General features: G+C 36.8%; 31 protein-coding genes and 1 riboswitch. Of the genes, 7 read left to right on the top strand and 24 right to left on the bottom strand.

Going from position 1 to position 26,533, the window contains the following annotated elements; genetic code table 11:
- Nucleotides 1-169: 169 nt before the first annotated feature.
- From C1726_RS19895 to C1726_RS19885, 3 genes are read right to left on the bottom strand one after another with little or no spacing between them, the layout of a single operon-like run.
- Nucleotides 170-355, bottom strand: a complete 186-nt coding sequence (locus C1726_RS19895) for a capping complex subunit for YIEGIA (protein WP_102274740.1) — start codon at nt 353-355, stop codon at nt 170-172.
- The gene (locus C1726_RS19890) at nt 355-1,248 is read right to left on the bottom strand and encodes a YIEGIA family protein (RefSeq protein ID WP_102274739.1); all 894 of its coding nucleotides are present in this window, start codon (nt 1,246-1,248) and stop codon (nt 355-357) included. Before C1726_RS19890 ends, C1726_RS19895 begins: the two co-directional genes overlap by 1 nt.
- Nucleotides 1,245-1,862: a YphA family membrane protein gene (locus C1726_RS19885; protein ID WP_235822808.1), complete on the bottom strand. Its 618-nt coding sequence runs from the start codon at nt 1,860-1,862 to the stop codon at nt 1,245-1,247. Before C1726_RS19885 ends, C1726_RS19890 begins: the two co-directional genes overlap by 4 nt.
- A 120-nt stretch (nt 1,863-1,982) precedes the next feature.
- Between C1726_RS19885 and C1726_RS19880 the strand changes: the two genes are divergently transcribed.
- A complete protein-coding gene (locus tag C1726_RS19880) occupies nt 1,983-2,123 on the top strand; it encodes a YpzI family protein (protein ID WP_102274737.1) in 141 nt (46 codons plus the stop codon).
- A 41-nt stretch (nt 2,124-2,164) separates the two neighbouring features.
- On the opposite strand, the gene fni is transcribed toward C1726_RS19880, so the two are convergent.
- From fni to prsW, 9 genes are all read right to left on the bottom strand, one after another.
- Complete coding sequence (gene fni, locus C1726_RS19875; RefSeq protein ID WP_102274736.1) at nt 2,165-3,214, bottom strand: type 2 isopentenyl-diphosphate Delta-isomerase; 1,050 nt, start codon at nt 3,212-3,214, stop codon at nt 2,165-2,167.
- Nucleotides 3,215-3,226: 12 nt separating this feature from the next.
- The gene (gene rpsA / locus C1726_RS19870; RefSeq protein WP_102274735.1) at nt 3,227-4,366 is read right to left on the bottom strand and encodes a 30S ribosomal protein S1; all 1,140 of its coding nucleotides are present in this window, start codon (nt 4,364-4,366) and stop codon (nt 3,227-3,229) included.
- A 150-nt stretch (nt 4,367-4,516) separates the two neighbouring features.
- On the bottom strand, nt 4,517-5,098 hold the full coding sequence (locus C1726_RS19865; RefSeq protein WP_102274734.1) for a lysophospholipid acyltransferase family protein: 582 nt from the start codon (nt 5,096-5,098) through the stop codon (nt 4,517-4,519).
- Nucleotides 5,099-5,100: 2 nt separating this feature from the next.
- Nucleotides 5,101-5,775, bottom strand: a complete 675-nt coding sequence (gene cmk, locus C1726_RS19860) for a (d)CMP kinase (RefSeq protein ID WP_102274733.1) — start codon at nt 5,773-5,775, stop codon at nt 5,101-5,103.
- A 123-nt stretch (nt 5,776-5,898) separates the two neighbouring features.
- Entirely contained in the window at nt 5,899-6,078 is a 180-nt protein-coding gene (locus C1726_RS19855) for a YpfB family protein (RefSeq protein WP_102274732.1), read from the bottom strand.
- 71 nt (nt 6,079-6,149) lie between these two features.
- The gene (locus C1726_RS19850; RefSeq protein ID WP_322091007.1) at nt 6,150-6,944 is read right to left on the bottom strand and encodes a flagellar brake protein; all 795 of its coding nucleotides are present in this window, start codon (nt 6,942-6,944) and stop codon (nt 6,150-6,152) included.
- The gene (gene ypeB / locus C1726_RS19845; RefSeq protein WP_102274731.1) at nt 6,913-8,262 is read right to left on the bottom strand and encodes a germination protein YpeB; all 1,350 of its coding nucleotides are present in this window, start codon (nt 8,260-8,262) and stop codon (nt 6,913-6,915) included. The genes C1726_RS19850 and ypeB overlap by 32 nt, the downstream gene beginning before the upstream one ends.
- 14 nt (nt 8,263-8,276) lie before the next feature.
- Nucleotides 8,277-9,134 (bottom strand): spore cortex-lytic enzyme, encoded by an 858-nt coding sequence (sleB, locus tag C1726_RS19840; protein WP_102274730.1) that lies wholly within the window; start codon nt 9,132-9,134, stop codon nt 8,277-8,279.
- 129 nt (nt 9,135-9,263) lie between these two features.
- Entirely contained in the window at nt 9,264-9,935 is a 672-nt protein-coding gene (gene prsW, locus C1726_RS19835) for a glutamic-type intramembrane protease PrsW (protein WP_102274729.1), read from the bottom strand.
- Between the two features lie 190 nt (nt 9,936-10,125).
- Here prsW and C1726_RS19830 point away from each other — a divergent pair, with 190 nt between their 5' ends.
- Complete coding sequence (locus C1726_RS19830) at nt 10,126-11,103, top strand: asparaginase (RefSeq protein ID WP_102274728.1); 978 nt, start codon at nt 10,126-10,128, stop codon at nt 11,101-11,103.
- A 53-nt stretch (nt 11,104-11,156) separates the two neighbouring features.
- Here C1726_RS19830 and C1726_RS19825 read toward each other — a convergent pair whose 3' ends face one another.
- The 5 genes from C1726_RS19825 to C1726_RS19805 form a co-directional block, all read right to left on the bottom strand.
- The gene (locus C1726_RS19825; RefSeq protein ID WP_102274727.1) at nt 11,157-12,122 is read right to left on the bottom strand and encodes a YpdA family putative bacillithiol disulfide reductase; all 966 of its coding nucleotides are present in this window, start codon (nt 12,120-12,122) and stop codon (nt 11,157-11,159) included.
- Between the two features lie 133 nt (nt 12,123-12,255).
- The gene (locus C1726_RS19820) at nt 12,256-13,530 is read right to left on the bottom strand and encodes a Glu/Leu/Phe/Val family dehydrogenase (RefSeq protein ID WP_102274726.1); all 1,275 of its coding nucleotides are present in this window, start codon (nt 13,528-13,530) and stop codon (nt 12,256-12,258) included.
- Nucleotides 13,531-13,889: 359 nt separating this feature from the next.
- A complete protein-coding gene (locus tag C1726_RS19815; protein WP_102274725.1) occupies nt 13,890-14,462 on the bottom strand; it encodes a genetic competence negative regulator in 573 nt (190 codons plus the stop codon).
- A 132-nt stretch (nt 14,463-14,594) separates the two neighbouring features.
- A complete protein-coding gene (locus C1726_RS19810; protein WP_102274724.1) occupies nt 14,595-15,368 on the bottom strand; it encodes a metallophosphoesterase in 774 nt (257 codons plus the stop codon).
- A gap of 124 nt (nt 15,369-15,492) precedes the next feature.
- Entirely contained in the window at nt 15,493-16,125 is a 633-nt protein-coding gene (locus C1726_RS19805) for a CBS domain-containing protein (protein ID WP_102274723.1), read from the bottom strand.
- Nucleotides 16,126-16,262: 137 nt separating this feature from the next.
- Between C1726_RS19805 and C1726_RS19800 the strand changes: the two genes are divergently transcribed.
- From C1726_RS19800 to C1726_RS19790, 3 genes are all read left to right on the top strand, one after another.
- A complete protein-coding gene (locus tag C1726_RS19800; protein WP_102274722.1) occupies nt 16,263-16,490 on the top strand; it encodes a spore coat associated protein CotJA in 228 nt (75 codons plus the stop codon).
- The gene (locus C1726_RS19795; RefSeq protein WP_102274721.1) at nt 16,487-16,753 is read left to right on the top strand and encodes a spore coat protein CotJB; all 267 of its coding nucleotides are present in this window, start codon (nt 16,487-16,489) and stop codon (nt 16,751-16,753) included. Before C1726_RS19800 ends, C1726_RS19795 begins: the two co-directional genes overlap by 4 nt.
- A gap of 63 nt (nt 16,754-16,816) precedes the next feature.
- Entirely contained in the window at nt 16,817-17,386 is a 570-nt protein-coding gene (locus tag C1726_RS19790; protein WP_102274720.1) for a manganese catalase family protein, read from the top strand.
- Nucleotides 17,387-17,426: 40 nt separating this feature from the next.
- Here the strand turns inward: C1726_RS19790 and C1726_RS19785 are convergent, their stop codons facing one another.
- From C1726_RS19785 to C1726_RS19765, 5 genes are all read right to left on the bottom strand, one after another.
- Nucleotides 17,427-17,885, bottom strand: coding sequence for a YpbF family protein (locus tag C1726_RS19785; RefSeq protein WP_102274719.1), 459 nt, complete (start codon nt 17,883-17,885; stop codon nt 17,427-17,429).
- Nucleotides 17,886-17,980: 95 nt separating this feature from the next.
- Entirely contained in the window at nt 17,981-18,685 is a 705-nt protein-coding gene (locus C1726_RS19780; protein WP_102274718.1) for a LysM peptidoglycan-binding domain-containing protein, read from the bottom strand.
- On the bottom strand, nt 18,678-19,277 hold the full coding sequence (locus C1726_RS19775; protein ID WP_102274717.1) for a CPBP family intramembrane glutamic endopeptidase: 600 nt from the start codon (nt 19,275-19,277) through the stop codon (nt 18,678-18,680). Before C1726_RS19775 ends, C1726_RS19780 begins: the two co-directional genes overlap by 8 nt.
- Nucleotides 19,274-20,779, bottom strand: a complete 1,506-nt coding sequence (locus tag C1726_RS19770; protein ID WP_102274716.1) for a RecQ family ATP-dependent DNA helicase — start codon at nt 20,777-20,779, stop codon at nt 19,274-19,276. The genes C1726_RS19775 and C1726_RS19770 overlap by 4 nt, the downstream gene beginning before the upstream one ends.
- Entirely contained in the window at nt 20,776-21,837 is a 1,062-nt protein-coding gene (locus C1726_RS19765) for a helix-turn-helix domain-containing protein (RefSeq protein ID WP_235822807.1), read from the bottom strand. The genes C1726_RS19770 and C1726_RS19765 overlap by 4 nt, the downstream gene beginning before the upstream one ends.
- A 305-nt stretch (nt 21,838-22,142) precedes the next feature.
- Here C1726_RS19765 and C1726_RS19760 point away from each other — a divergent pair, with 305 nt between their 5' ends.
- Nucleotides 22,143-22,391 (top strand): ferredoxin, encoded by a 249-nt coding sequence (locus tag C1726_RS19760; RefSeq protein ID WP_102274715.1) that lies wholly within the window; start codon nt 22,143-22,145, stop codon nt 22,389-22,391.
- 542 nt (nt 22,392-22,933) lie between these two features.
- Here C1726_RS19760 and C1726_RS19755 read toward each other — a convergent pair.
- Entirely contained in the window at nt 22,934-23,521 is a 588-nt protein-coding gene (locus C1726_RS19755) for an ECF transporter S component (protein ID WP_102274714.1), read from the bottom strand.
- A 162-nt stretch (nt 23,522-23,683) separates the two neighbouring features.
- Nucleotides 23,684-23,889, bottom strand: a riboswitch (FMN riboswitch).
- A gap of 207 nt (nt 23,890-24,096) precedes the next feature.
- On the opposite strand from C1726_RS19755, the gene serA reads away from it, so the two are divergent.
- Nucleotides 24,097-25,671 carry a phosphoglycerate dehydrogenase gene (gene serA / locus C1726_RS19750; protein WP_102274713.1) on the top strand — a complete coding sequence of 525 codons (1,575 nt, stop codon included), beginning with the start codon at nt 24,097-24,099 and terminating at the stop codon, nt 25,669-25,671.
- A gap of 46 nt (nt 25,672-25,717) precedes the next feature.
- Here serA and C1726_RS19745 read toward each other — a convergent pair whose 3' ends face one another.
- On the bottom strand, nt 25,718-26,530 hold the full coding sequence (locus C1726_RS19745; RefSeq protein WP_102274712.1) for a histidinol-phosphatase: 813 nt from the start codon (nt 26,528-26,530) through the stop codon (nt 25,718-25,720).
- Nucleotides 26,531-26,533: the final 3 nt, after the last annotated feature.

Raw genomic sequence — 26,533 nt, 5'->3', positions numbered from 1 at the left:
CCTTATTTCTTTCAAACATTACTTAAACATTCCAATTTATTTTAAACCGAAGCCTAAGAACGTGCAAAAGTCATCATTTATAAAATAAACCCTTCTTTAATAGAAGGGCCTAACTTCATTATATTATCAAAGCAGTACCATACTATCAATGAAAAACTTGGCAGAGTGGTTAATGTTTCACAATTACATACAATTCTTCGTTTAATGCATGGGCAATCCCATCAAGAATAGCTTCAAGATTGGCAGCGACCGATTCCATTTCTTCTTTGCTGTCACAAGAGAATACAGTTGCACCACTTGGTACCTTTGATGGATTTGTCGTAATAACAGCAAGAATATATTTTTCCAGCACCATCACGTTTGCCCCCTTTCTTCTGAAGCATTTCTTTCAGTAGGCATCCGTATCGCATTTTCAAGGGTTGGTACTGCACCTATGATCTTTAATGCTTTATCGATATTTTCCTCTTGCGGCAAGACGAACACTCCTACTCTCCCATCATTTAAGTCTCTTTTGGCGAGCGGCACAAGTGCAGGTGTTCCTGAATCACGATAAACCCCTAATGCAGTAGAAACATCATGTAGGATCGCTTGTCTCTGTCCTAAATTTGCAATAGTTGAGCGAGCATTAAAATTCTTTGGTTTAAGAATAAATCCCATTCCATATTTTAAAACTTCCTCTTGCCTTTGCGGGAGTCCGATATTCATTATATAAATATTATCAACATATAAACCTGCACCTTCAAAGTGAGGTTTAACATATTCAATATCTACTATATCCCCTAATTTGCCGCCTGACATTAGGACTCTTGAAATGATTAAAGCAATCACTGCAAATGCAAGGCCAGCCCAAATATTGAATAGTAGATAGCCTAGAACGCTGACTAGCGAGGTTAAGATGACTAAATAATTTCTGCTCTCAAAAGCAATAGCGATTCCTTCAATATAAGTCTTGCCTCTAGGCACCATTTCGTAGCTGTCCAGTTCAGTTAATGTATTTCTTTCCATATTCCTTACCTCTCGAAACTGAGAAGCTGCTAATGTTAGAAACGTAATAGCTGTAAATTCTTCATTAAGGATAGATGGGATTGCAACTGAACCAAGTCCTGCTGCTATAAAACCAAGTGCTGTATGAATAATTTTCCCATGAAGATAGGTTGGGTACTGACGGTAATCTGTCCTTAGCATATATATTCTTGTTAATGTGCCTATTGTGATCCCGAATATAATCGGTAAAGTATATTCATTCATGATAGTTTTTGTTTCTCCCTTTCCAGTAGATTAAAATGTCTTTCATAGAATGAAGCTAAGAATTCAATTCCATTCCATAAAGCAAGGAGAATGGCTGAAAGTGAAAGGACATCTAAGAATGCCAATGAAGCAATTACGTACGGAAATGAATATTCACTTAAAATAAGTGCATACAAAAACTCACCTTGGAGTGATCCAAGCACAACAATAAACAATCGATATCGTTTTTTTCCATGTAAAAGAAGAGACATGATAAGCAGTATGACGGCAAGCATCCAATTACGGGGAAATATAAGCCAAACAGGGTCAAATAGCTCAAATAAATGGAAACAAACGTATGCCAGCATAATAATAAAAGAACAAATAAACAAATAAATCATCTTTTGCCAATCTAGACGTGAGGCAAAATAAAATAGTGGACAACAAAGAAATAAACCAGCGATTGATAGATCAAAATCAAAAAGTGCAATTGTGTATGGAGAGGCAATTATTAATAACAAAAGATACAATGAAAGCGCAAACCTAGAATGATGATTTTTATCCATAAAAAAGGTCGCCGCTATCCAAAAAAACCAGGAAACCCAATAAAAGGTTAATCCCTCCAAAACACTCACCTCCTACTATTCCCATTATGCCTGCCTGATATGTACTTTAATCTTTAATTTATAGAAATAATTAAATTAACGATTAAATTCATCAAGCACGTTCCATGTTATAAAGAGGAGGTGTTTTTGATGGGTAAAGATCGTCAGGAAAGAAAATTAAAGCAAAGTAAAAGGGTGGAATCAGACCGTGACCAAGCCCTCCATTATCCTGGTGCTACTAAGATGCAGAGTCCTGAAGAGGCTAGAGATTTGAATAATAATAAGCTTTAACAAAAAAAGGTTCTCGCAAAATGCGAGAACCTTTCGATATATTATCTTTGGCTATATTGCTTCGTATCTATTTTTCTTTCATTTAACCAATGATGGGTTTTACCAGAAATAATTATCGGGGCTTGTTGAAGCTCTTTCATATTTCTAGCACCAAGTGCGGTCATTATCATTGCGATTTCTCTATGAATGAGATGAAGCTCCTCTATTAAAGCTTCAACCCCCTCTTTCATAAGAATTTTCAAGAAATAGCCTGCTACACCTACAGCATCAGCACCTAGGGCAATTGCCTTGACTATATCCAAACTGTTCTGTATCCCGCCAGAGCCCAACACCGAAAACTCTCCACCTGCAGCTTTTGCTTCTGCTATTGATACGGTGGTTGGAATTCCCCAGTCATTAAAGAAGGAAAATGCACTCTCCCGCCGATTATTTTCAATCTTAGCAAAGTTTGTTCCGCCAAATCCCCCTACATCAACTGCAGAAACACCAATGGATAGGAGCTTTGCTACCGTTTCTTTATTCATACCGAACCCAACTTCTTTAACTATAATTGGGACAGATACACCTTTTACAATATCCTCGATTCGGGTGAGCGCAGAGCAAAAATTCCGATCTCCTTCAGGCATCGTCAACTCTTGCACAACATTTAAATGTATTTGCAGCACATTTGCATCAATCATATCAACCGCTGCTTTTGCCTGATCAATTGTTGCCTCACTTCCTAAATTTCCAATGACAATTCCACTTGGGTATATATGTCGAATTACTCGATACGATTCTGCTTCTGTCGGATCCTTTAAGGCAGACATTTGTGAGCCAACTGAAATCGCCATTCCCAATTCTTTAGCAGCAACTGCAAGATCTCGATTGATCTCTAAAGTACGGTCACCGCCGCCGCCAGTCATGGCATTGATAAAAATTGGCGAACTTACAGAAAGTCCGCCAATTTTCGTGTCCAGCTTTACCTGCTCTAAAGAAGTATTTGGCAAGCTTTGATGGATAAATGTAATATCCTCAAAGCCAGCTTTTCTTTCCTGCCCAGTTGCTAGAGCAAGACGAATATGATCCCATTTTCTTTTTGATCTAGACACCATATATCACCATTATTTTTTCAAATTCTTTAATTGATCCCCAATCATTTCACCGAGCTGGAATCCTTTTGATTCTTCTGGAAGCACATAGTCAATTACATCTTCCTGTTCTCTCTCTTGAAGTTCTTTAATGCTTAAAGATAATCGCTGATCTTGTTCATTCACATCAATAACCTTCACTTGAACTTCTTGGCCCTCTTTTAATACTTCATGGGGAGTTCCAATATGCTTATGAGAAATTTGTGAGATATGAACTAATCCTTCTACCCCTGGGAATAATTCGACAAACGCACCGTAGGGAACTAGTCTTTTTACAACACCGCTTAGTGAACTTCCTTTTGGTGCTTTCTCTGCAATATTGCTCCAAGGTCCAGGCAATGTCTCTTTAATTGATAAAGAGATTCGCTCATTGTCACGGTCAACGCTTAACACTTTCACTTGAACTTTTTGTCCTTCTTCAACAACTTCTGAAGGCTTATCAACATGCTCATATGAAAGCTGTGAAATATGGACAAGTCCGTCAATTCCGCCAATGTCAACAAACGCGCCAAAATCTGTGATTCTTTGGACAGTTCCTTCAATGACTTGACCGGCTTGAAGCGAATCAAGTATTTGATGTTTTTGCTTTCCTTTCTCTTCTTCTACAACTGCACGATGAGAAAGGATCAAACGGTTTTTATCTTTTTCTAATTCAACAATCTTAAATGTCATTGTTTTGCCTTTATAATCAGAGAAATCTTCAACAAAAAATGCTTCAACAAGTGACGCAGGTACAAATCCACGCACACCTAAATCTACAACTAGTCCGCCTTTTACAACATCTTTAATTTCTGCTTCAAAAATCTCGCCTTTATTAAATTTCTCTTCAAGCTCCTGCCAAGATTTTTCCGCATCTACTTTCCGCTTAGATAAGATTAATGCTTCTTCTTCAACCTTTAGGACTTCTAGATCTAACTGATCGCCAACTGCAACAACATCACCGGCTTTTTCAACATGCAGGCTTGATAGTTCACTAATTGGAATAATCCCATCTAGCTTGCTGTCACTAATATCAACAATGACTTGCTTCTCTTCCACTTTCGTAACAAGGCCAGAAACCTTATCGCCAACTTCGAAATTTCTCACATCGACTTGATTCATCTCTTCTGACATATGTATTCCTCCTAATTTAAAATGCGAAAAGTGCTTTTCGTTTGATGCTAAGGTCAAATCACACCCATACTGAAATACACCTATTCTATTTTAAAAAAATGCCTTTTAATTAACTTCTTACAAACGACTTCTTTTGTCAAGCAAGAAGGTCTAGCGATGTTCTTCAATCAGCTTGCGAATTGCATCCATTATTATTTCCGTTGTCTCTTCAGCTGAAGCTTTTCTTTCTCGCAGACTATTCATATCTATCGGTTTTCCGTAAACTACCTTCAATTTTTTAAAAGCCTTGTAAGGACCAATGATTGCACAAGGGACAATGGCTGCATCTGTTCGAAGGGCAAAAAAGCCAGCACCTGCCAGGCCTTTTTTTAATTCGCCGGTTTTGCTTCGTGTCCCTTCAGGAAATAGACCAAGAACATGACCATCCTTTAAAATAGCAAGTCCTTTTCTTAATGCTTCTCGATCACTCATTCCTCTTTTTACTGGAAATGCATTTAAATGCGGGACAAGCTTTCCAAGAATAGGAACATTGAACAGCTCTTCCTTAGCCATGAAATGAACTGGTCTTGGGGCATTGATGCCAACGACAGGAGGATCAAAATTGTGAATATGGTTAGAACAAAGCAGCACTCCGCCTTCTTTTGGAAAGTGTTCTGTCCCAATAACGTCAAATCGATAGATAGGTTTTAATATTCCGTATACGACCGATTTTGCAAAAGAGTAAAACGTCACGATTATCCGATCCTTTCATTAGCCAGGTTCATAATTTTGTCTACAACCTGTTCAATCGATAAGGCAGTTGTATCAATTTCAACAGCATCTGATGCCTTTCTTAATGGGGCCACTTCGCGTTCTGAGTCCAGCTTATCTCTTAAAGAAATCTCTTCCTTTAATTTCTCCAAATCAGAGGAAAACCCTTTTTGAATATTTTCATTATGTCTGCGAATAGCTCGTTCCTCTACAGATGCTAGAAGAAATGTTTTCACTTCTGCATTAGGAAGTACATGTGTACCGATATCCCTGCCATCCATAACAACTCCGCCATTAACTGCAAAGCTTTGCTGTCTTCTAACCATTTCTTCTCTAACAAGTTTATGTTTCGCAACAATGGATACAGAATTGGTTACTTCAGATGTTCTGATTTCATTCGTTACATCCTTCCCGTCTAGATAAATGAACTGACCATGCTTTCCAGGAAGCAGCTCTATAACCGTTTCATCTAATATTTTCATCAGCTTTTCTTCATCTTCTAAGTTAATATTGTTTAAGATTGCTTTATACGTTAATGCCCTGTACATAGCTCCTGTATCAATATAAATATAAGTAAGTTTTTCTGCTACGATTTTTGCAACTGTACTTTTTCCAGCCGCTGCTGGTCCATCAATTGCAATTGAAATTTTGTTCGTCATAGTGCCTCCTAAAATACCTATAATGCTCTATTTTTGATTATATTTTAACATATGATGATACAAAATGAGCTTTTTTAATCTTTACTTGAAAATAAAAAGTAAGCAGACAATTTGCCTGCTTACTTACTTCCCTTTAAATGTTTCAAGCAATTCCACGAAATTATTATCTGTCACACCTTCATATTGGCTGATTTGATTTAATTCAGGAAATGCATTTAATTTGTGAAAAAATATTTGGGTAATAATTAAAAACAAACACTGGATAATGGCAATTTTCACTAGGATTCTTTCAAATGTCTTCATCACAATCTCTCCGCTTTTTTACTTTAAGATTAGTATGAGATCATTTTGAATAAATTATTCCTTACTTTTATTTATTCTAACCCTTTTTTCTTATATGCAAGCTGTCTATCAAAACAAAATCGAAGCAGCATTTGGCGGTCGCTAGGAGAAGTATCTACAAATTGGACAGATACGACTGGTCTCGAATCCTTCCTCTCAAGCACCCTAACAATTTTACTCTTCAACTTTAAATAATGTATTTCCCCATTTTGCATAGGCAATACAAACCAATTATGTATTATCATATTTGGTTTAATTACAGATGTATTTTGGCAGATGATCGCTGCTCCTCCAGCACTAATATCCTCTGTTATAGATATCATCGGTGAAAATTCCGCATGTTCAGGATGCATCGCAACATCGACAGCTGTTTCCACTCTGACAAATTGTCTTCGCTGAATTCTAACTAAGTGTTCTTCACCTGGATATGATAGTACAATCATAGGAATTTTCTGTTTTACCCTTGTAAGAACTTCTGTTTCAAATAAGTACACGGAACCATCCTCAGAAACAAAAGTCCCTTTTAATTGCGTTCCATCCATCAAAAATACTGTTTTATTTGTATCCATATTGATTGGATAATCGATATAGATTTTGCTCTCTGACTTTTCAACAATCTTGCATTTATATTTTTCAACTTTATCAGAATGACTTGGTTCTAATAATAATACATCACCAATATTAATCATGCAGACCACACTTTCTTGTTCAAAAGGATCATCTAGTCCTTTAATTATGACATGTATAAACAGTTTTGTCATGCATATTAAAAGGAAAAGCCAGCCGGCTTTTCCTTTAAACAACATCATCAAATATTTGTTCCGCATTTTTGAGCTTCTCTACCCGTTCTTCACTTCCATCGTCAGCATTAATAAACACCCGATACGTATCATCCCCCAATGTGCCAAGGAACTCATAGCAAAGAACTTCTTGATTAAGATCATTAATCATAATTGCCATGCCTTCTTCCATGACTTTTACTTGGGGGTTAATTTTTGAACGTGCATCTTCCTTTGTTATCCTAGGTTTTGGGATCTCACGTACATGATGGGCTCTCAAATAATCCTCTGCTGAAAGACCAAGTAATTTCCCATTGTCCAAGGCAATTTTTATCTTGATTGAATCTGGATAGATTCTTATATCATTTTCATTCGTTACAAATGTAAATACACCAACATTATCGTATTGGGCACTTTCAAATAAATCCAAGCTTTCAAATCCATTATCTTTCAAAAATTGAATTGCCTTTTTGCTAGCATCATTCAGACTGATCGCTTGTTTTTTTACATCCCTAGCAAGAATAAACCAGATTGGATAGCCGCCTTTTTTGGTAATATCCATGCTTGCTTCATTCTTTGTTTTTTTGTCTTGAACAGTTATACTGAAAAAGCCGTAATTTGAACCATCGCCATTTTCAGTTACCTGTACATTCACTTTGTTTCCGAAGCCAGCATATCTTTTCGCAATTTTTTCTGCATCTTTTGCCGTAATTTCTTTTCCTTCAAGGTATTTAAAATTCTCATCTTTTTTCTGCATATTTACAAATGCAGGTCCAAAATCTGTTTCTCCATAGCCTTCAACTGTTTTTTCAACTGTTTTAAACCCATCTATGATTGTGTTATCAGCTGGCTGAGAGTCCGTTGCTAGTGCCGTTTCTACATCCATCCATCGAAGGTTATTTTTTAGAACCATATGCTGTACTTGCCGTAAATCCTGTTGAATCTCTCCTGCCTGTGAATATAATTTCTTTAAGGATTGGTATTCCTTATCAGAAAGCGGCTCCTTATCCAAATCCCTTACCGCAGTTTTATAGCTGAAATCCCCAATGTTTGCAAGAAATTCTTCCGTCTTATTAAAAGGCATCAATGTTAAGGGCAGCAGTCCAACATTAGAGTGTGCTTCAGATGTTAATTTCCAAACATCTGCCAATGCTGGTGATAAAGAATTTCTTGAATTCATTGCTAAAGTTGTCCCAATTTTGTCATGCAAAACATCTATTTGATAGGTTAAATCATGAAATGCCCGCTGATAGTTATTCTCTGCATTGATCAAAATTGCATTCTTTTCACGATGCTCTTGATAGCCCCAAAAAGCCGTTCCTGCAACACCTAAAGCAAGTACTCCAATTAATATTCCTCTTAACAAAATTCATCACCTCTCTATTTACAAAAAATATGTTTGCCGATCTGTTTTATTTGCGGACGCGTCCAAATCCAGCCGCTTGTCGCAGTATCAGGATTAAAATAATATAGCGCATTCCCAGTTGGATCCCATCCATTAATAGCATCCAAAACTGCTTTCTTAGCTGTTTCATTTGGTGTTAGCCATATTTGCCCATCCGCTACAGCTGTAAATGCACGGGGCTCAAAAATAACACCTGAAACCGTATTAGGGAATGATGCACTATCCACACGATTCAATATGACTGCAGCAACAGCTACCTGACCTGTATATGGTTCTCCTCTTGCTTCCCCATAAACAGCATTAGCCATTAATTGGATATCATTTTGTGAAAACCCATTAGGTATGTTCGTGGCTGTTGGTTTTTGCTCAGTTTTCTGCCCGCTGCCATTGTTATTTGCAGGAGCCTTTGGCTTCTCAGCCGTTTGTCCAGAAGGCTTCTTCTGCTTTTCTAAATCCACTCCACCATAATGAGTAAATTTATTTCCTTTATTTATTTGTTCTTTCACAAATTCCTTATTATATTTTGACGCATCTACAAGTTTTTTCTTCGTATCTTCCCCAGCCATGCCGTCAATATCCAAACCGAATTCATATTGAAAATTCCTTAAAGCCCAATACGTTCCCCAACCGAACACCCCATCAATTTTCCCGTTATAAAATCCAAGATATTGCAGCCTGGATTGAAGTTCGATCACATCATCCCCTACAGCACCTTGTTGTATGACTTGATTTGTAAAGGCTGTTACCTTCCTATCATTTCCGCCGATTGGCACAAACAGCATACAAAGAGAAATGATTAGAATGACTTTCGTTATAAACAAATTCTTTTTCATGGAATTGTAACCTCCAAAGGAAATCTTTATCTCATTATCTCTATGTTTTGTAGTAACTAACTTTTTATGCAATGATGCTATCGATAATTGTGCAATAAAAAAACTCTCCATGTATAAATGAAGAGTTTTTTAATAGTGAAGCTGATTTTCTATATGTTTTGCATTTAATGCCCTTGCCATTTTAACTTTCCTTAAACCTAGCCACCAAAGGAAAATCATAAATGGAAACATGATGAACATCCAATTTTTCTGCGTTATTAAAATAAAATCATACGTTCCATGTAGAATAAATGGAAAAAATAAAGATAAAAATATCCATTTGATTTTTTTGGTTGCTGTAAATTTCCCTTTTCCGATATAATAACCCATGATGACACCAAATAAAGCATGACTGGATACAGGTAATAGCGCTCTTCCTAAAGCATGATCCACCCCATGGGCAATAAGATAAAAGATATTTTCTAATGTAGCAAATCCTAATGAAACAGAAGCGCCATAGACAATGCCATCATATGGTTCATCAAACTCTACATGCTGATACACAGTATAAAATAGAATAAACCATTTAAAAAACTCTTCTAGCATGCTAGCTGAAAGAAAGGCATTTATAAAGCTTGAATGGATCAAGTTTTCAGTTTCAAGTACATACTGAATAAACGCGATTGGAAAAACGAGAAGCGCGCCGAAAAAAAAGGTTTTGAACACCATTGAAATGGGCTCAGAGCTATATTGATCTTTCAAATAAAAGTAGCTTAATAATGCTAATCCTGGAGCAATCCCCGCAGATAATATTCCAAGCATGAGCTGCCCTCATTTCAATTTTGGTTTCTTTAATCGTAACATGATAAGGAAAGATTGAAAATGATTTTTCAATAATTGGAACTAGAAATGCGAAAAGTGCTCCAGTCATTAGGAACTTGAAATGAGTTAACATTTACCTATACAATTATCATTTGCTATAAAGTATTAGGAACTTTCGGAGGAATGTAAAATGCAGAAGAAAAAGATACTAGTTATCCATACTGGCGGAACAATTTCTATGAGTGAAGACGCCTCTACCGGCGCCGTAAAACCAACCGAGAATAATCCATTAACACAAAAGACAAATGAATTATTAGCTTTAGCTGACATTGTCATTGAAGAACCATTTCATCTTCCTTCCCCGCATATCACGGCAGTCGAAATGTACGAGCTAAAAAAAATAATTGATAAATATATAGCTTTAAATGAAATTTCAGGTGTAGTCATTACACACGGAACAGATACATTAGAGGAAACTGCCTATTTTCTTCATTTAACCATTCAAACATTTATGCCAATTGTTGTAACAGGTGCCATGCGCTCAAGCAATGAAATTGGAGCAGATGGGCTATACAATTTAATTTCATCTATTCGAGTTGCTTCCTGTGAAGAAGCAACGAATAAAGGGGTTCTAGTTGTCCTAAATGATGAAATTCATACAGCAGAAAATGTGACAAAAACCCATACAAGTAATGTTTCAACGTTCCAAAGTCCTCAATATGGACCTATTGGAATTGTCACAAAGAGAGGTGTTCTATTCCACCACCTTCCTACAATTAATGAATACTATCCAATAATCGGTGTATCAAAGAAAGTCGCATTAATAAAAGCCCATGCTGGAATGGATTCCACTCTTTTATATGCGATAAGAGATTTAGAATATCATGGCGTTGTTATTGAAGCACTTGGTCAGGGGAATTTACCGCCAGCTACTGTTGCTGGAATTGTAGCACTGATTGAAAAGAATATCCCTATTGTTATTGTATCCCGCTGTTTTAACGGGATTGCTCAAGATGTGTATGGATACGAAGGCGGCGGAAAACATTTAAAGGATCTAGGGGTTATTTTTTCTAATGGTTTAAATGGACAAAAAGCTAGACTGAAACTCCTAATTGGACTGGAGAGTACGCAAAACATAAAAGAAATTGAAAAGATTTTTCAAGTATAATATCTAAAAAGAAAAGAAATCAGCCTAACCAGCCGATTTCTTTTCTTTTAAACTTATTTATTATTCTTGATCGCTTGAGCAATGAGCCCTCCATGGAATCGCCCATTTTCAATAAATATCTCATTAGCGTTGTTCCCCGCTGCTATGACACCTGCAATATAAATACCTTCCACATTTGTTTCCATTGTTTCACTATTAAACAATGGCCTGCCTGATTCATGATCTATCCGAACACCCATTGCTTCCAGAAAACGATGATCAGGGTGATAGCCTGTCATTGCAAATACAAAATCATTTTTAATCTCTATAACTTGACCATCCTTCGTATAGATCACTTTATCAACAAGAATTTCTTTTACATGTGATTGAAACTCCATTTGAATCACTCCATTTCGAACAAGTGAATCAAACTCTGGCAGTATCCACGGTTTTATACTTGGAGAGTACTCCTTTCCACGATAAATGACTGTAACCCTTGCCCCTGCCTTAACAAGCTCTAATGCAGCATCTACACTGGAATTCTTGCCGCCTATAACAACAACATCCTTATCAAAATAAGGGTGGGCTTCTTTAAAATAATGGTACACCTTTGGTAAATCTTCACCTGGAATATTCATAAAGTTTGGATTATCATAATAACCTGTTGCAATAATCACATGATTTGCTTCATAGTGATGTTTATTTGTTGCTATCAGAAAATTATTACGGTCCTTCTTTATGATCTCAGTAACCTTTTCGTATGCATTCACCCTAATATTTTTTCTTTTTACCACTTCGCGATAATAAGTTAATGCCTCATTTCTTCGCGGCTTATATTCAACTGTAATAAAAGGGATGCTCCCAATTTCTAATTTTTCACTTGTACTAAAAAAAGTCTGATGTGTTGGGTAATGATAGATCGCATTAACGATATTGCCCTTTTCAATGATTAATGGATTTATCCCAATCTCCTGCAATGCAATTGCGGCAGCCAACCCGCATGGACCTCCCCCAACGATAATGGCATCTTCTTTCTTCATTATTTTACTCCTTTAATTGTTGTACTGCATTGCAAAACCATGTCTTCGTAAATAGTTTTGCTGCAAATTAAGCCTTCAAAAAAATCCCCTATCAAATAGGATAGGGGATTTTTCTTAAATATTCAAATACACTTTATACCCAGCCGCGGAATCTTGATGCTTCAGCCATTTTTCTAACACCGACCATATAAGCGGCTAGACGCATATCCACTCTGCGGGATTCAGCTGTTTCATAAATATTTTCAAAAGATTTAACTAAAATCTTTTCTAATTTTTCCTCAACTTCTTCTTCAGACCAATAATATCCTTGATTATTTTGAACCCATTCAAAATAGGAAACTGTTACTCCACCCGCAGAAGCTAGTACATCTGGAACTAAAAGAATTCCGCGCTCAGTTAAGATTTGTGTTGCCTCTAAAGTAGTTGGGCCATTTGCAGCCTCAACAACAATCTTTGCTTTAATATTATGAGCGTTTTCATCTGTTATTTGATTTTCAATTGCTGCAGGAACTAAAATATCACAATCTAATTCTAAAAGTTCTTTATTAGTAATTGTATCATTAAATAAATTCGTTACTGTTCCGAAGCTATCGCGACGGTCAAGTAAATAATCGATATCCAGACCGTTTGGATCATGTAATGCACCATATGCATCTGAAATACCAATTACTTTTGCTCCAGCATCATGTAAGAATTTAGACAAGAAACTTCCTGCATTCCCAAATCCTTGCACAACCACTCTAGCACCTTTTAATTCAATTCCTCTTCTTTTAGCTGCTTCATTAATGCAGATTGTTACCCCTTTAGCTGTTGCAGATTCACGGCCATGAGATCCACCAAGTACTAACGGTTTCCCAGTAATAAACCCTGGTGAGTTAAACTCATCCATTCTGCTATATTCATCCATCATCCATGCCATAATTTGTGAATTAGTAAATACATCTGGTGCTGGAATATCTTTCGTCGGGCCAACAATTTGACTAATCGCACGAACATATCCGCGGCTTAACGCTTCTAATTCACGGAATGACATGTTTCTTGGATCACATACAATTCCGCCTTTTCCCCCGCCATAAGGTAGGTCTACAATTCCACATTTTAAACTCATCCAAATAGAAAGTGCTTTCACTTCTTTCTCTGTCACACCTGGATGGAAACGAATACCACCTTTAGTTGGTCCAACTGCATCATTATGCTGGGCCCGGTAGCCAGTAAAGACTTTCACAGTTCCATCATCCATCCGGACTGGAATTTTCACTGTCATCATTCGAAGTGGCTCTTTTAAAAGCTCATACACTTCATCTGAATATCCTAGCTTTTCCAATGCCTTGTGAATGACAGTTTGAGTTGACTTTAATACGTCAAGTTTGTCTTCTTTATTCGTTTCAGTACCATTATTGGCTACCATCAGTAAACCTCCTAGAAATCTCTTTCATTTGTTGTCCGCTTTCATGACATAGTATACACCTTTGTTTAATTTATGCAAGATGAAAAAAGGTTTTTTTCGCATTTTTCGATAATTTTATGTAAACGCTCTCAAATTAGAAAAGCGGAAGCGCCTTGGTCATCGCCGTACAAACTGGAAGGGCAGCGACTGAGATATAGGAAACACGGTGAGCGACAGCGAACCGATGTTGACTTATCGTAGGGAGGGGGCCTGAAGTTTGATAGGCGATAGGCGCTGGAGCTAGACAATTCTCTAAAAGCAGAAGTGCCTTGGTCATTGCCGTACAAACTGGAGGAGAGTGCTCCCCTCCCCTAACCTATTCAATGAAAATACTTTATGATTGTTTCAACGGCATGATCCTTAACAATTTCCTTTCCATATTCCTGCAATGTATGAATACTTACGAGTGATGGATTTCCATATTCAGCAAGGATCGCGATAAGCCTGTTTAATTCAGTCGGGTCATTAAACACGAGATGAAAATAATATTTGTCGTGAAGAGCATAGAGTGAACCGAACAGCATATTGATTGAGCTTAAACGTTTTGATAACTGGATCACATATTCAAATTCCTCAAATTCAAAAAGAATATCCTTGCCCTCTATAATTACCTGCATTTCGATAAAGCCATCCTCAAAGCTATCCTCCTGCTCTTCTTCCATCGTGACGATCATAATCATTCCTTGTGCCTGCATAGAAAAAATTTCAACTGCTACAGACCCTTGAAATTCCACACCAAATTCGTCACTTGCTTCCTCAAGCATTTCATGGAATAGCTGATGCCATTTCATAGAATCTTTCCATATATCTTCTTTCGTCAAACCTCTTTCCGATAAATCATCTAACGTAAGAAAAATTTTGATTTTATTATAATTCAACCGTTCTAAGCGCATGCAAATGCCCCCTGCCGTGAACCAACTCTTTTGTTTAGTGTATGAGAACAATAAATGTTTGTGAGTCGTCCACTAATATTACTAAATGGCGCTTATATTTTTTTACAATATTAAGCCTTGCAAAAAGTAATATTAACCACGTTTCAAAGTAATTAGATGCGTTTCAGCTTTAGAACCTAATCTTAGCGGGAGGGCAGTTGTTCCATACCCATTACTAATTAACAGTGTCGTTTGTTTCATTCTCTTTAGCTTTCCTTTTTCATATGGACTGTATCCCAAAATATGAATTTGTCCCCCGTGGGTATGTCCGCTTAAAACAAGACGAATCTGGTGTTCACTTTTTATTCTGCTAACTATTTGCGGATTATGGCTAACCAAGATTTTAAAGCCATCATCAACTCCAGCATCTTCCAACGCGAGATCCAATCGATCTCTTTTTAAACTTATATCATCTATTCCCATAAAAATTAGCCGTTCACCTTCTGCTGATTCAAAAAAAGCAGCTGTATTATCGAGAATTTTCACACCGCAATCGAGCAACAATGCATCCAAATATCGATAATCTACCTCGTAATCATTATTTCCCCATACAAATAGAACATCACCAAGCGTTTTCAATTTGAGGAGATTTTCTTTTACTCTTTCAAAAGGAACGCCCTTTTCTACTAAATCACCGCCAATTATTACAATATCTGATTTCGAGCGCTTAACTTCTTGAATAATTTGATCAGAAATAACTCTTTTATGTATATCAGAAATAAAAAACAACTTTACCTCGCCAAACGTTTCGGGAAAATCCGAAAATGTAATTTCATTATAAATGACACGGTTTGCAAAAGCCTCCTTTACCATATAACTAATTAGTCCTATTAATAAGATAAATGCTATTGTAAACAAATATTCCATATTTCCTCCTGCAAGACATACCTAGCTTTTTTCAATCTTAAGAAATCATACCACATACACGAAAAAAAAATCCCCTCACATATTAAATGTATGAGAGGGGCTGCTCATTATTTTCTCTTAAAAGCTAGTTTTCCTTTACACTAAGGACCCGGAAACCTGAAGCTTCAAGCTTTTCAATAAATTTCTCTACATTATCCTTCTTCTCAATTTTCATAACGATTCTTCTGATCAGCCGATCTGTTTCATCAAAAGTAACGAGTGAAATAATTTGTTCGTGGTATGCTTGAGCAATATCTGCCAAACGTGCAATTCTTCCCTCTGTTTCAGAAGAGGTAAAAGCAATACGAATGCCTGGTTTATTCATTCCAAAGGCAGATTGAAATTGTTCAAGGACGTCATAACGTGTCACAACCCCTAAAAACTTTTGATTATCATCCAACACTGCAAGTAATGGGAAATCTTTCAAATCAATAAGGGTATTTTCAAATATTTCATCCCCACTTAAATAATGTTCTTTATGGGTGGCAATTTCCTTCACTTGTGTATTCTGTAAATAATCTTCTTTCGTTTGTTCAGCTGTAAAGAAATTTTCATAAATTCCATATCGTGTAACAATCCCAACATAGGACTCCCCATCTAAAACTGGCAATCCATCAATTTGATGTTCTTCTAATTTATCAAGGGCCTCTTTAACCGTTTTGTTGTGATCAATCGTATAGCTCTTAAATTTTGGAATCATGACACTTTTTACAAACATATTTATCACCTCAAAGTATTATTTACAGCTACAAATTTATTATTCCACACGAATCAGTAAAACCCTTTTTAAAATTAAACATGAAAGCAAAATTTTATTCATAAGATTGAATGACATACTTAAAAAGGAGGGATTTCATGTTTACAACTACTAAAGCTTACTACCCATATATTAGCCCCTTCGATCCTTGTCCACCCATTAAAGTAAAGACCTACTCCACTCCTCCCAATCTTTATATGGGGTTTCAGCCTCCTAATCTTCCCCAATTCACTCCCATGGAGGCACTTAGAGCAGGAACATTATGGAAGCCATTCTATGACCCATATTTCAGTCCATACGAGAAGGTAAAGGAGGGACATTCATGAAACAAAAACAGCTGCCAGCAGAATACTATCAGCTTTTAGAACAGCTTCAGGCAGTTGACTTCGTATTAGTTGAACTTAATCTATACCTTGACACCCATAATGGAGATGAAGAGGCAATAAAGCAATTTAATCATTATGTCAGTGAGAGAAAAAAGTTAAGGAAGGCGTATGAAAGCAGGTACGGTCCACTTATGCACTTCGGTCATAGCCATTCAGGTACCCCATGGAATTGGGACGATTCCCCTTGGCCTTGGCAAGTTTAAGGACAGGTGGAAAAATTCAGGAAAATAGAATGCTATTAATAGAAAGGACGAAGGAGGGGTCCTATGTGGGTCTATGAAAAGAAATTACAGTATCCTGTTCGAGTTAGTACTTGCAACCCGATGCTTGCAAAATTTTTAATTGAACAATATGGCGGGGCAGATGGAGAGTTAGCAGCCGCATTAAGGTACTTAAATCAGCGCTATACGATTCCAGATAAGGTAATTGGACTTCTCACAGATATTGGGACTGAGGAATTTGCCCATTTAGAAATGATCGCAACAATGGTCTATAAGCTAACAAAAGATGCTACTCCAGAACAATTAAAGGCTGCAGGGCTTGGTGCTCATTATGCTGACCATGATAAGGCACTCTTTTATCATAATGCAGCTGGTGTGCCTTGGACCGCCACGTATATTCAGGCAAAAGGAGACCCAATCGCAGATTTATACGAGGATATTGCTGCGGAAGAAAAGGCTAGAGCCACTTATCAATGGATAATCAATATGAGTGATGACCCAGATTTAAATGATGGCTTACGATTTTTACGAGAACGTGAAATAATACATTCCCAGCGCTTTAGAGAGGCTGTTGAAATCCTGAAAGATGAGCGGGGAAAAAAGAAAATTTATTAATAGACTAGAAAAGAAGCAGTCTTCATGCTTCTTTTCTAGTCTATTTATTTTCATGATAAAGATTAATATCATAATTTGCTTTCATCATTTCAAAAACAAGATGCCTATTTTTCCATTCTTCTTCCTTCTTCCAAAGATCCTTGCTTTTATCAATAATTTCACATCTTAAGGCATGGAATTCTTTTTCCGCTTTTTCTCTTTTTGCCTTTAATAAATTCATTAATCCATACAAACCAACTGTGAAAACAATTAAATATAGATTAGCAGTATTATTTACATAAGCAGAAAACATCGCAGCAAAGGAGTAGGAGTAGGGTTCGATTACTGTCTGATTAATATAAAGCATGTAGAAGAAGGTTATAAATATAGTTGTCCACATCACATATAAATGCCGGCGCTTAAAATTATCAAACTTCATTTTCCTTTCAACTACCTTTTGAAGCATCTTTCTTGTTGCTTGATCTGTTCTTTCATCAAGCATTTTAATCGATGGTTCCATTTTCCCCCTCCTTGTAAAGCCCATATATGAATGCACATCACTATACTCTTACTATATGAGCTTGTACGATCTTATATGATAAGGGAAAATTAATATTATTTCTTCGGAATTTTTAATACTTGTCCTACTCGGATTTCATTGCCGTTCAGATTATTTGCTTGCCTAATAATTTCAATACCTGACTGAGATTTATAATAATTCATGGCAATTCTGTACAATGTTTCATTTGACTTAACTGTATGATAAATAACCGCTGCGTCCTTGTCTTGTTCTTGTTCTTCTTTTTCCTTTTGCTTTTCTTGATTTGCTTTGTTCTCAGCTTCCTTGGAGGTTTCCGTTACTCCTTTATCATTTTTGTCTCCATTCACTGGATCCCTTGGAGTCGGAATAGAAGATTTAGATTCTGCTTGATTGCTATTTTTAGCTGTGTCGTCTTTTGTTTTCCCGGCATCCTGTTTCACTTCTGTTTCGTTCACTTTTTTATCTACTTTATTTTCATACCCTACCGTTTCAAACCCTGAATTCGTAGTGCTTGCCTTTTCAGCACTTCCAGAACTTCCATCATTCAACGAATGATAAATACTTAAAACAGCTATTGGCAGCAGGATAAAAAATAGGGCTAATAAACTGATTACAGGATACTTTATTTTCCACTTGTTTTTCTTTTTTTTCTTCTGATGATGCCTGCTCCTCGGCGGTAATTTTTCTTTAACTGGTTCGATCTCATTGCTATCTATATTTTTCTCAATTTTCTTCCTAAGCCGTTCAGCCTGATCTCTGTAAGGATCTTCTCTATTCATTGAACATCCCTTCCTGTTTGTTATTACGGTTCTTTATAAGTATGCCAAGCAAAAAATCAATAATAAAATGCATAAAAATGGTTACCAATAAATTCCCCGTTATTAAAAAAAGATAACCAATAAAAAAGCTTAAAACAATAATATTTAAAAATAAAAACCAGTTAAATAAATAGCGATGATGAACGATAGCAAATATAATACTTGAAACCATTAATCCAGCATGTGTCTGGATAATGCCTCGAAATAATAATTCCTCGCAGAAGGCAACAACTGCTGCAATGAACGCTATGTGAACGATATTTCGATTACGGAAGATTCTCTCATTTAATCCGCCATCATCATAATATGAGGCCGGCAGGACCTTCATTAAAATAAGGTCAAGCATAACCACTGCTAATCCAGCGACTCCACCAATTAATAATATACGAACATCTTTCCATTTAAACAGGCTAAGAAACTCCGAAAGACTTTCAAACAAAATAATACCTAAAATGAAAGAAATCGTTAATAGGATAATTTGGGTTAAATAGAGATGGAATAATAGCTGTTTAGTAGAAATTTCTTTAATCATATCAGCATAATTGTTCTTCATCTGCCACGCTCACTTATTAAAAGAATTTTTGCCAAATGATTTTTCCAATCATAACTCTTCTCGGCAGTATGATTTTTCATCTTCGTATAAAATACAGATAAATCAATCCCACATTGATCGCAGCAATCAACTATCTCTATTGTCTTGTCTTCTTTAAAATACTTCAAGATATTTTTTCTTCTGCACCCATTTAATTGTGCTTGAGTCCATGTCAACATTTCGTTAATTTTTTTCCTCTTCACTTGCAAACGCTCATTTATAAACAATTTTAATTGGATATATCTTTGCTGTAGAGTCTCAGCTGTGTTCCCAAATAAGTAATCTGCCGCTATCCTCCACTGGATCTCTGTTAATCCGGAAAGACTTATCAGCTCATTTTCAAGCTTAGCGAAATCATGAATTGAATTATTTTTTTCTTCAAGCAAACGATAGACAAAATCAATCTGCGCCTCACTGGGCAGTTCAGCCTCTGCAAGCTGATATGGCAGCTGCTCATCTCCAGGAGAATATAGAAGAAGTGCAATACTTTTCATTCCATCCCTGCCTGCCCGCCCAATTTCCTGCAAATAGGATTCGAGCTGGATCGGCATATGAAAATGGATCACGTAGCGTATATTTTCCTTATTAATTCCCATGCCAAATGCACTTGTAGCGCAGATGACATCCAGTTGACTATGAAGAAATTGCTGTTGAATGAGAATCCTATTTTCCTGATCCATCCCTCCATGATAGGCCATCACTCGATCGATCCCGTGTCGTTTTAAGTAATTAGCCATCTTTTCTGCCATTTTTTTACTAGAAAAATAAACAATTCCTGGTCCTTGAAGATTTTTAACCAGCTCTACTAATCGCTCCGTTTTATCCTGATAGGAGTCAATCATTTCAACGGCTAATGTAATATTAGGTCTATCTACTGAATAGATAAATTCATTCCATTTTATCAAATTCAGGGAAGCAATCAATTCCTTCTTCACCTCAGGTGTTGCCGTTGCAGTTAAAGCGAGGGTTAAGGGATTCCCTAATTTCCTTCTAAAATCCCCCAGCTTCAAATAATCAGGTCTAAAATCATACCCCCACTGAGATATACAATGCGCTTCGTCAATGACGAACAGTGCAATTTGAAGCTCCTTCAGCCTAGTCAAAATAAAATCAGATTTCAGCATTTCTGGAGACAGAAAGATAAATTTATACGTATCTAATTGAGATAAGGCTTGTCTTCTCTCCCGCTGCGCTAAAAAAGAATTTAATGCAATTACTCTCTTTTCCCCATTCATCATTAACTGTTCAGTCTGATCTTGCATTAATGAGAGGAGAGGTGAAATGATGATAACCTGTCCGTTTAACAAATAGCCTGACAGCTGATAGCATAATGATTTCCCCGTTCCAGTGGGCAGCATAGCGATCGTATGATTCCCCTCCAAAATGGAGGATATCACTTCTTTTTGTCCTGACCTAAAAGTGGTGTAATCAAAATACTTTTTCAATTGCTCCTCCAAGTTCATTTCCTTTCACCACCTTTAGCTAAAACCAAACGGATTTCAAAATAGTCTGCGTCTGGTACAAGTACACGTATATGTTTAAGCTGTTTTGATGACACTGAATTGATTGCCGCTATTATTTTCTTTTGCTTTTCTATATCTACAAAGGGTGTGACATCAAAATCAGGAATATTTAAGGCAATTTCTACGAGATGATCCTCAATCGTATTCTTTTTCAAATTACGCATATGTGCAATTTGATCAAGATTATAACCTGTCTGCAATAGATTAAACGTTCGATTACTTGACTCAGTAAGCGGCACATTTCTTTTTTTGTCCTCAATCATAAAACTTAGAAGCGGAAAATCACTTTGTTTCGTTCCGACTTTTTCCAGCATATAATGAAGTATACTAAGGAATTGTATATGATAAGCACCTTCATCCAAGTCAAATAGATCAGCAGCCTGGTTCTCAGTTAGTCCGATTAAAGAAAAGCCTGTTAATCTCCTCACAAGTATAGACGGGTCTATGCCGTCAATTGTTTCTAAGCATGCCACAAGTTCATCATATAACTTTTCTGCTATTTCATCCTTGCTAAGCTTACTTTTAAATAAGTACTCTTTTAGCCAATGATGAAGCTCCTTGTTCTTTTGAATCGGCAAATATTTAGAATTTCGATTTTTCAGCTGTGAAATTACCTGAACAGCTAATGATAGCCTTTCCCAAAAAAGTTCTGTCAGGTTATGATATTTCCAGCCATTCAAATATACAGGAATAGGATTTTGTTTAAAGTATTCCTCAAGCTGCTTTATCCCAAAAGACGTCACACAATAGCTCTGTTCTGTATTTTTTGAAATAAATCTTTGCTTCTGCAAAAAGTCAATAATCCTTTCTAATTCTACTCTTTTTATTGATGGGTATATACTGAAAAAAGAAGTTAGCCTAAAAAAATGAGCATCCTGAATGGTCTGCGATGATTTTTTTCCATTCAATAGATGAAGAATGGAATATATGGTCCTCTCCCCATTAATTTTATGTAAACAAAATAAAACAATCATAGACAGATAAAAGTTTTTCATCATATCACACAGCCTTAGATTTATAGCAACTAACATTTCCGTAGTTAAAATAATTCTATTTTTCTTCAAAAATTTATTTCTTAAATGATAGGAACTTTCTATCATCCTTTATTTTATCATGAATAAAAATTTAGAGTCTTATTAAATCTCACATTCAAAAGAAATCGCCCCAAACTTGTTGTGATAAGCATTCTCAATACTTTTTCTATTGAAATGTTGACCATTCAGTCTTACAATAGGTATGAGGAATACGTTTTAATCTTCAAAAAATATCAGAATATTTGTTTTAAATTTTGGGAGGTTTTTTCATGGCAAAGTATACAATTGTTGACAAAGACACATGTATCGCATGTGGGGCATGTGGAGCTGCAGCACCAGACATTTATGATTATGATGACGAAGGCATTGCATTCGTTACACTAGATGATAACCAAGGAATTGTTGAAATTCCTGATGTACTAATCGATGACATGATGGATGCTTTCGAAGGATGTCCAACTGATTCCATTAAAGTGGCTGATGATTCATTTGATGGAGATCCACTAAAATTTGAATAGTTTTCTTTTATAGTGAACGCTACTGCTCCCTTTCATATGGAAAAGGGAGTTTTTTTAACAAGAAAAGTGGAAGCACCATGGTCATCGCCGTACAAACGCAGAAGGGCCGGTTCTTTCGATAAAGGAAACACGGTGAGCGAAAGCGAACCGATGTTGACGCAATCGTTGCGGAGGGGACCTGAAGTTTGATAGGCAATAGGACGCTTGCGCTAGAAAATCCGAAATGCGGGGGCGGCTTGCCCAGGGGCGAAAAGCATAAGATGAATTGTCAAGAAGGCTGCTCTTTAGCCTTCTTGATGAGTTTGCTTATGACCTCGAGCCCCTAGCGCCATAGCTAGACAATTCTCTAACTCCAAAGTTATAAATTCTGATACTATTAATAGTAAAAAGCAACGGTGCAGGCCGTTGCTTTTTATCGTCTAGCTGCGGCTCCTAGCCCCTCGAGGTCATAAGTCGATCTGGCTAGAAGGTTAAAGAACAACCTTCCATCCAGCTCGCCTTATGCTTGTCGGGGCTGATCAGTCGCCTCCGCTTTTCAGTCTTTATTGTATCGCACCCTTATATGGACCTTGCTTGTTAATCCAAGGACTCATGCGCGTAAATAATAGCATAAATACAAGTGTAATTAATAACCCTTTGATAATATTAAAAGGCAAGATTGCCGTTACAACGACTGTTCGTATTTCTGGAGCAGACATCGCTGGCATATTCAAAAAGAGGGTATATGCAGGGTAAATAATAAAGTAATTTAACACACTCATGATCACTGCCATGATAAAGGTGCCAATTACTAATCCAAATGTCATGCCTTTTTTCGTTTTTAGTTTGTTATAAACGAAGTATGTCGGCAATACAAACAGGATCCCAGCCACAAAGTTTGCTATATGCCCAACTGGCACACCAGTTGCACTTCCAGTCATAAAGTAATCCAATATGTTCTTGATCAATTCGACCAAAATTCCAGCCACTGGACCAAAGATTAACGCAGCAATCAATGCAGGAATATCGCTAAAGTCAATCATTAAAAAATTCGGAAATGGCGGCAATGGGAAATTCAGTAGCATCAAAATGTACGAAATGCTGCTTAGCATTCCAATTCCAACTAAAGCTTTAACCGTAAGTTTCTTCATGTTCCTCTCTCCTTGTTAGGACTATCTCTCCTAAAGAAGAAAGGTTCAGCAGTATTAAAAGCCAATGCAAAAGAAAACCCTCAAGCTGATCACTTGAGGGAGATTACAAAGGCTCACTAAATAAACGTTCAATAAACCTGCATTTTTGAACGTCTGCAGAACCTCCATCTTCTCCCATCCAGACTGTACTGTCGGCTTTGGATTCGCACCAAATCCTGCCCCAAGCTAGAGCAATTCCGAAAAGTTCTCAACAGCATGTACTGTAGATTTCTTTGGATCATTGCTTTCGCCATTATAGGCTCGCGGGCTTAGAGAATAGAACACTCAACACCGCCGGTCGGGAATTTCACCCTGCCCCGAAGATAGACCGTATAATTTTATACAAATAATATTATACTCGAAAAAGATTAAAAATGGAAGGCATAAACTTCACCACTATTCAGGCCTTAAATGACAATTTATTAACACCAGCAAATTAAAGCGCTTCCAAACAAAATAAGGTTGTTTAGTGAATTGACAGATGTCTATCTGTCTTGTAGAATTATCTGAAAATTGTTTCCATATGAGGTGTTTACATGTTTACTATTTTAGTTGCTGACTCAATTAGTGAAGAGGGATTGCTGCCATTATCAGAAATGGAAAATGCTGCTATTATTCAAAAAAAGACTACGGATCAAGAAGTTAACTTAGAAATCATTGATGCTTTACTTGTAAGAAGTGCAACAAAAGTTAACGAGAAATTATTAAACAAGATGCCAAATTTAAAAATTATCGCCCGTGCTGGTGTAGGTGTCGATAATATTGAAGTAGAAGCAGCAACACGCAGAGGCATCGTTGTCATTAACGCTCCTGATGGAAATACAATTTCTACCGCTGAACACACCTTTGCCATGATGGCCTCCATGATGAGAAATATTCCTCAAGCACATCAAACAGTCAAAAATTTAGAATGGAAGCGAAATCATTTTCTTGGAACAGAGCTTTATGGAAAAACATTAGGCATTATTGGGATGGGGAGAATTGGGACTGAAATAGCCAAACGATCAAAAGCATTCGGTATGACAATTAAAGTTTATGATCCCTTTTTAACAAAGGATCGCGCATCAAAGCTAGGAGTTGAGTCCTGCGAAATTGACGGAGTATTAGAAGAAGCGGATATCATCACCGTTCATACGCCACTCACAGCAGAAACAAAAGGCATCATTAATGAACAGGCTTTAAGAAAAACGAAAAAGGGAGTTTTCTTTCTTAATTGCGCGCGCGGAGGAATAATTGATGAACAAGCTCTCGCAAAATATATTGGGATTGGCCATGTGGCTGGGGCAGCTCTTGACGTCTTTGAAACGGAACCTCCTGGCGAAAACCCGCTTCTTAAATTTGATAATGTCATTGTAACACCCCACCTAGGCGCTTCAACAAAGGAAGCACAATTAAATGTTTCTATTCAAGTAGCAAAGGAAGTCCGATTATTCCTAGAAAATAATCCTGTTTCAAATTCTATTAATCTACCAGCAATTTCAAAAGATATTTTTGATAAAATTCGTCCATTCCATCATATTTCCAAACAAATGGGCTATATTTTATCGCAATGCATCAACGAAGGAATCCATGAATTAACGATTACATATTCAGGTACTGTTGCCGAATTAGAAACTTCCTATTTGACAAAAGCAACTTTGGCCGGCTTCTTTAAAAACAGAATCGCTGTTAATGTAAACGAAGTAAATGCCCTGCTGACAGCAAAAGAACGAGGCATTACAGTTGGGGAGAAAATATCTGCAGATGCTTATGGCTATGCCAACTGCATTACTATTACTGCTAAGGGCGAAGAAAATTCATTTGTGATCAGAGGATCGTATATTGAGAATTACGGACCACGGATTGTTTTTCTAAACGGATTCAATATTGATTTTCTGCCTGAAGGAAACTTGCTTTATATTCAGCATATGGATCGTCCAGGTGTAATTGGCCGTGTTGGAAAAATACTGGGTGACCATTCAATCAATATCGCCACTATGCAAGTAGGAAGAAAAGAAGCAGGGGGCGAGGCGATTATGGTCCTTACTTTTGATAATCCGTTAGAGGATGATATAATGGCTTTATTAACAAAGCTGGAAGATATTGTTTCCATCAATCGAATGACTGTATGAGTGAAAAAGAAAAGGATGACTCGCAAGATAAGTCATCCTTTTTATTTTATCCGAGGGGATATTCTTTTCGTTCTCCTTTTGAAAACGTCATAATAGTTGTATATCCTGCTTCTTTTGCTAAAGCAATCGCCTGATCAAAGTCCGCACCTACATGCTGGGGGAAATGCGCATCTGATGATAAAACGATTGGAATATTTTTTGCAAAACATCTTTCTAATAGCCGTTTATCTGGATATAGCTCTCCTACAGGTTTTCTTAAACCTGCCGTACTTATTTCCACACAAGTCTTTGATTCGGCTAAAGCATCTGTCGCTCGCTCATACTGTTCTAAAAGGAACTCTTCATTCTCGGGTACATAGTTAAATATTTTCACTAAATCAATATGTCCAATAATATCAAACAAATTGGACTGGGCCAGTGTAACAACTTGGTCAAAATACTTCTTGTAAATTTCATAAATATCTCTTTCTTTCCATTCATGCTTATACTCAGACAGATCAATCCCAAAATCGCCTATCCAATGGATGGAGCCGATTACATAATCAAAGGAATACGCTTGAATGAACTGCTTCATTTCCTCATGCTTACCTGGAGTATAGTCCATTTCAATCGACATTTTTACATCTAACTCGTTTTTCCAGGCTTGTTGAAACAGACTTACATAATCCTTCATGTCATAATAACGTCGCTCATTCACCCACGGGTTCTGCAAAATATCAGCAGTCTGATAAAAATGATAGGCATGCTCTGAAATACCAAAGCTATTAATCCCTCTTTGTTTCGCCATATCTGTAAACTGCCGTAAATAGTCTAAACTTAAAGTACCTGTTTCCAAATGATTATGATAATCTGTAAGCACTTT

It is taken from the genome of Cytobacillus massiliigabonensis (assembly GCF_900199725.1).
GTDB classification, from domain to species: domain Bacteria; phylum Bacillota; class Bacilli; order Bacillales; family Cytobacillaceae; genus Cytobacillus; species Cytobacillus massiliigabonensis.
Note: the sequence above shows the minus strand (reverse complement) of the source record. Positions and strands in the feature narration are given on the sequence as shown.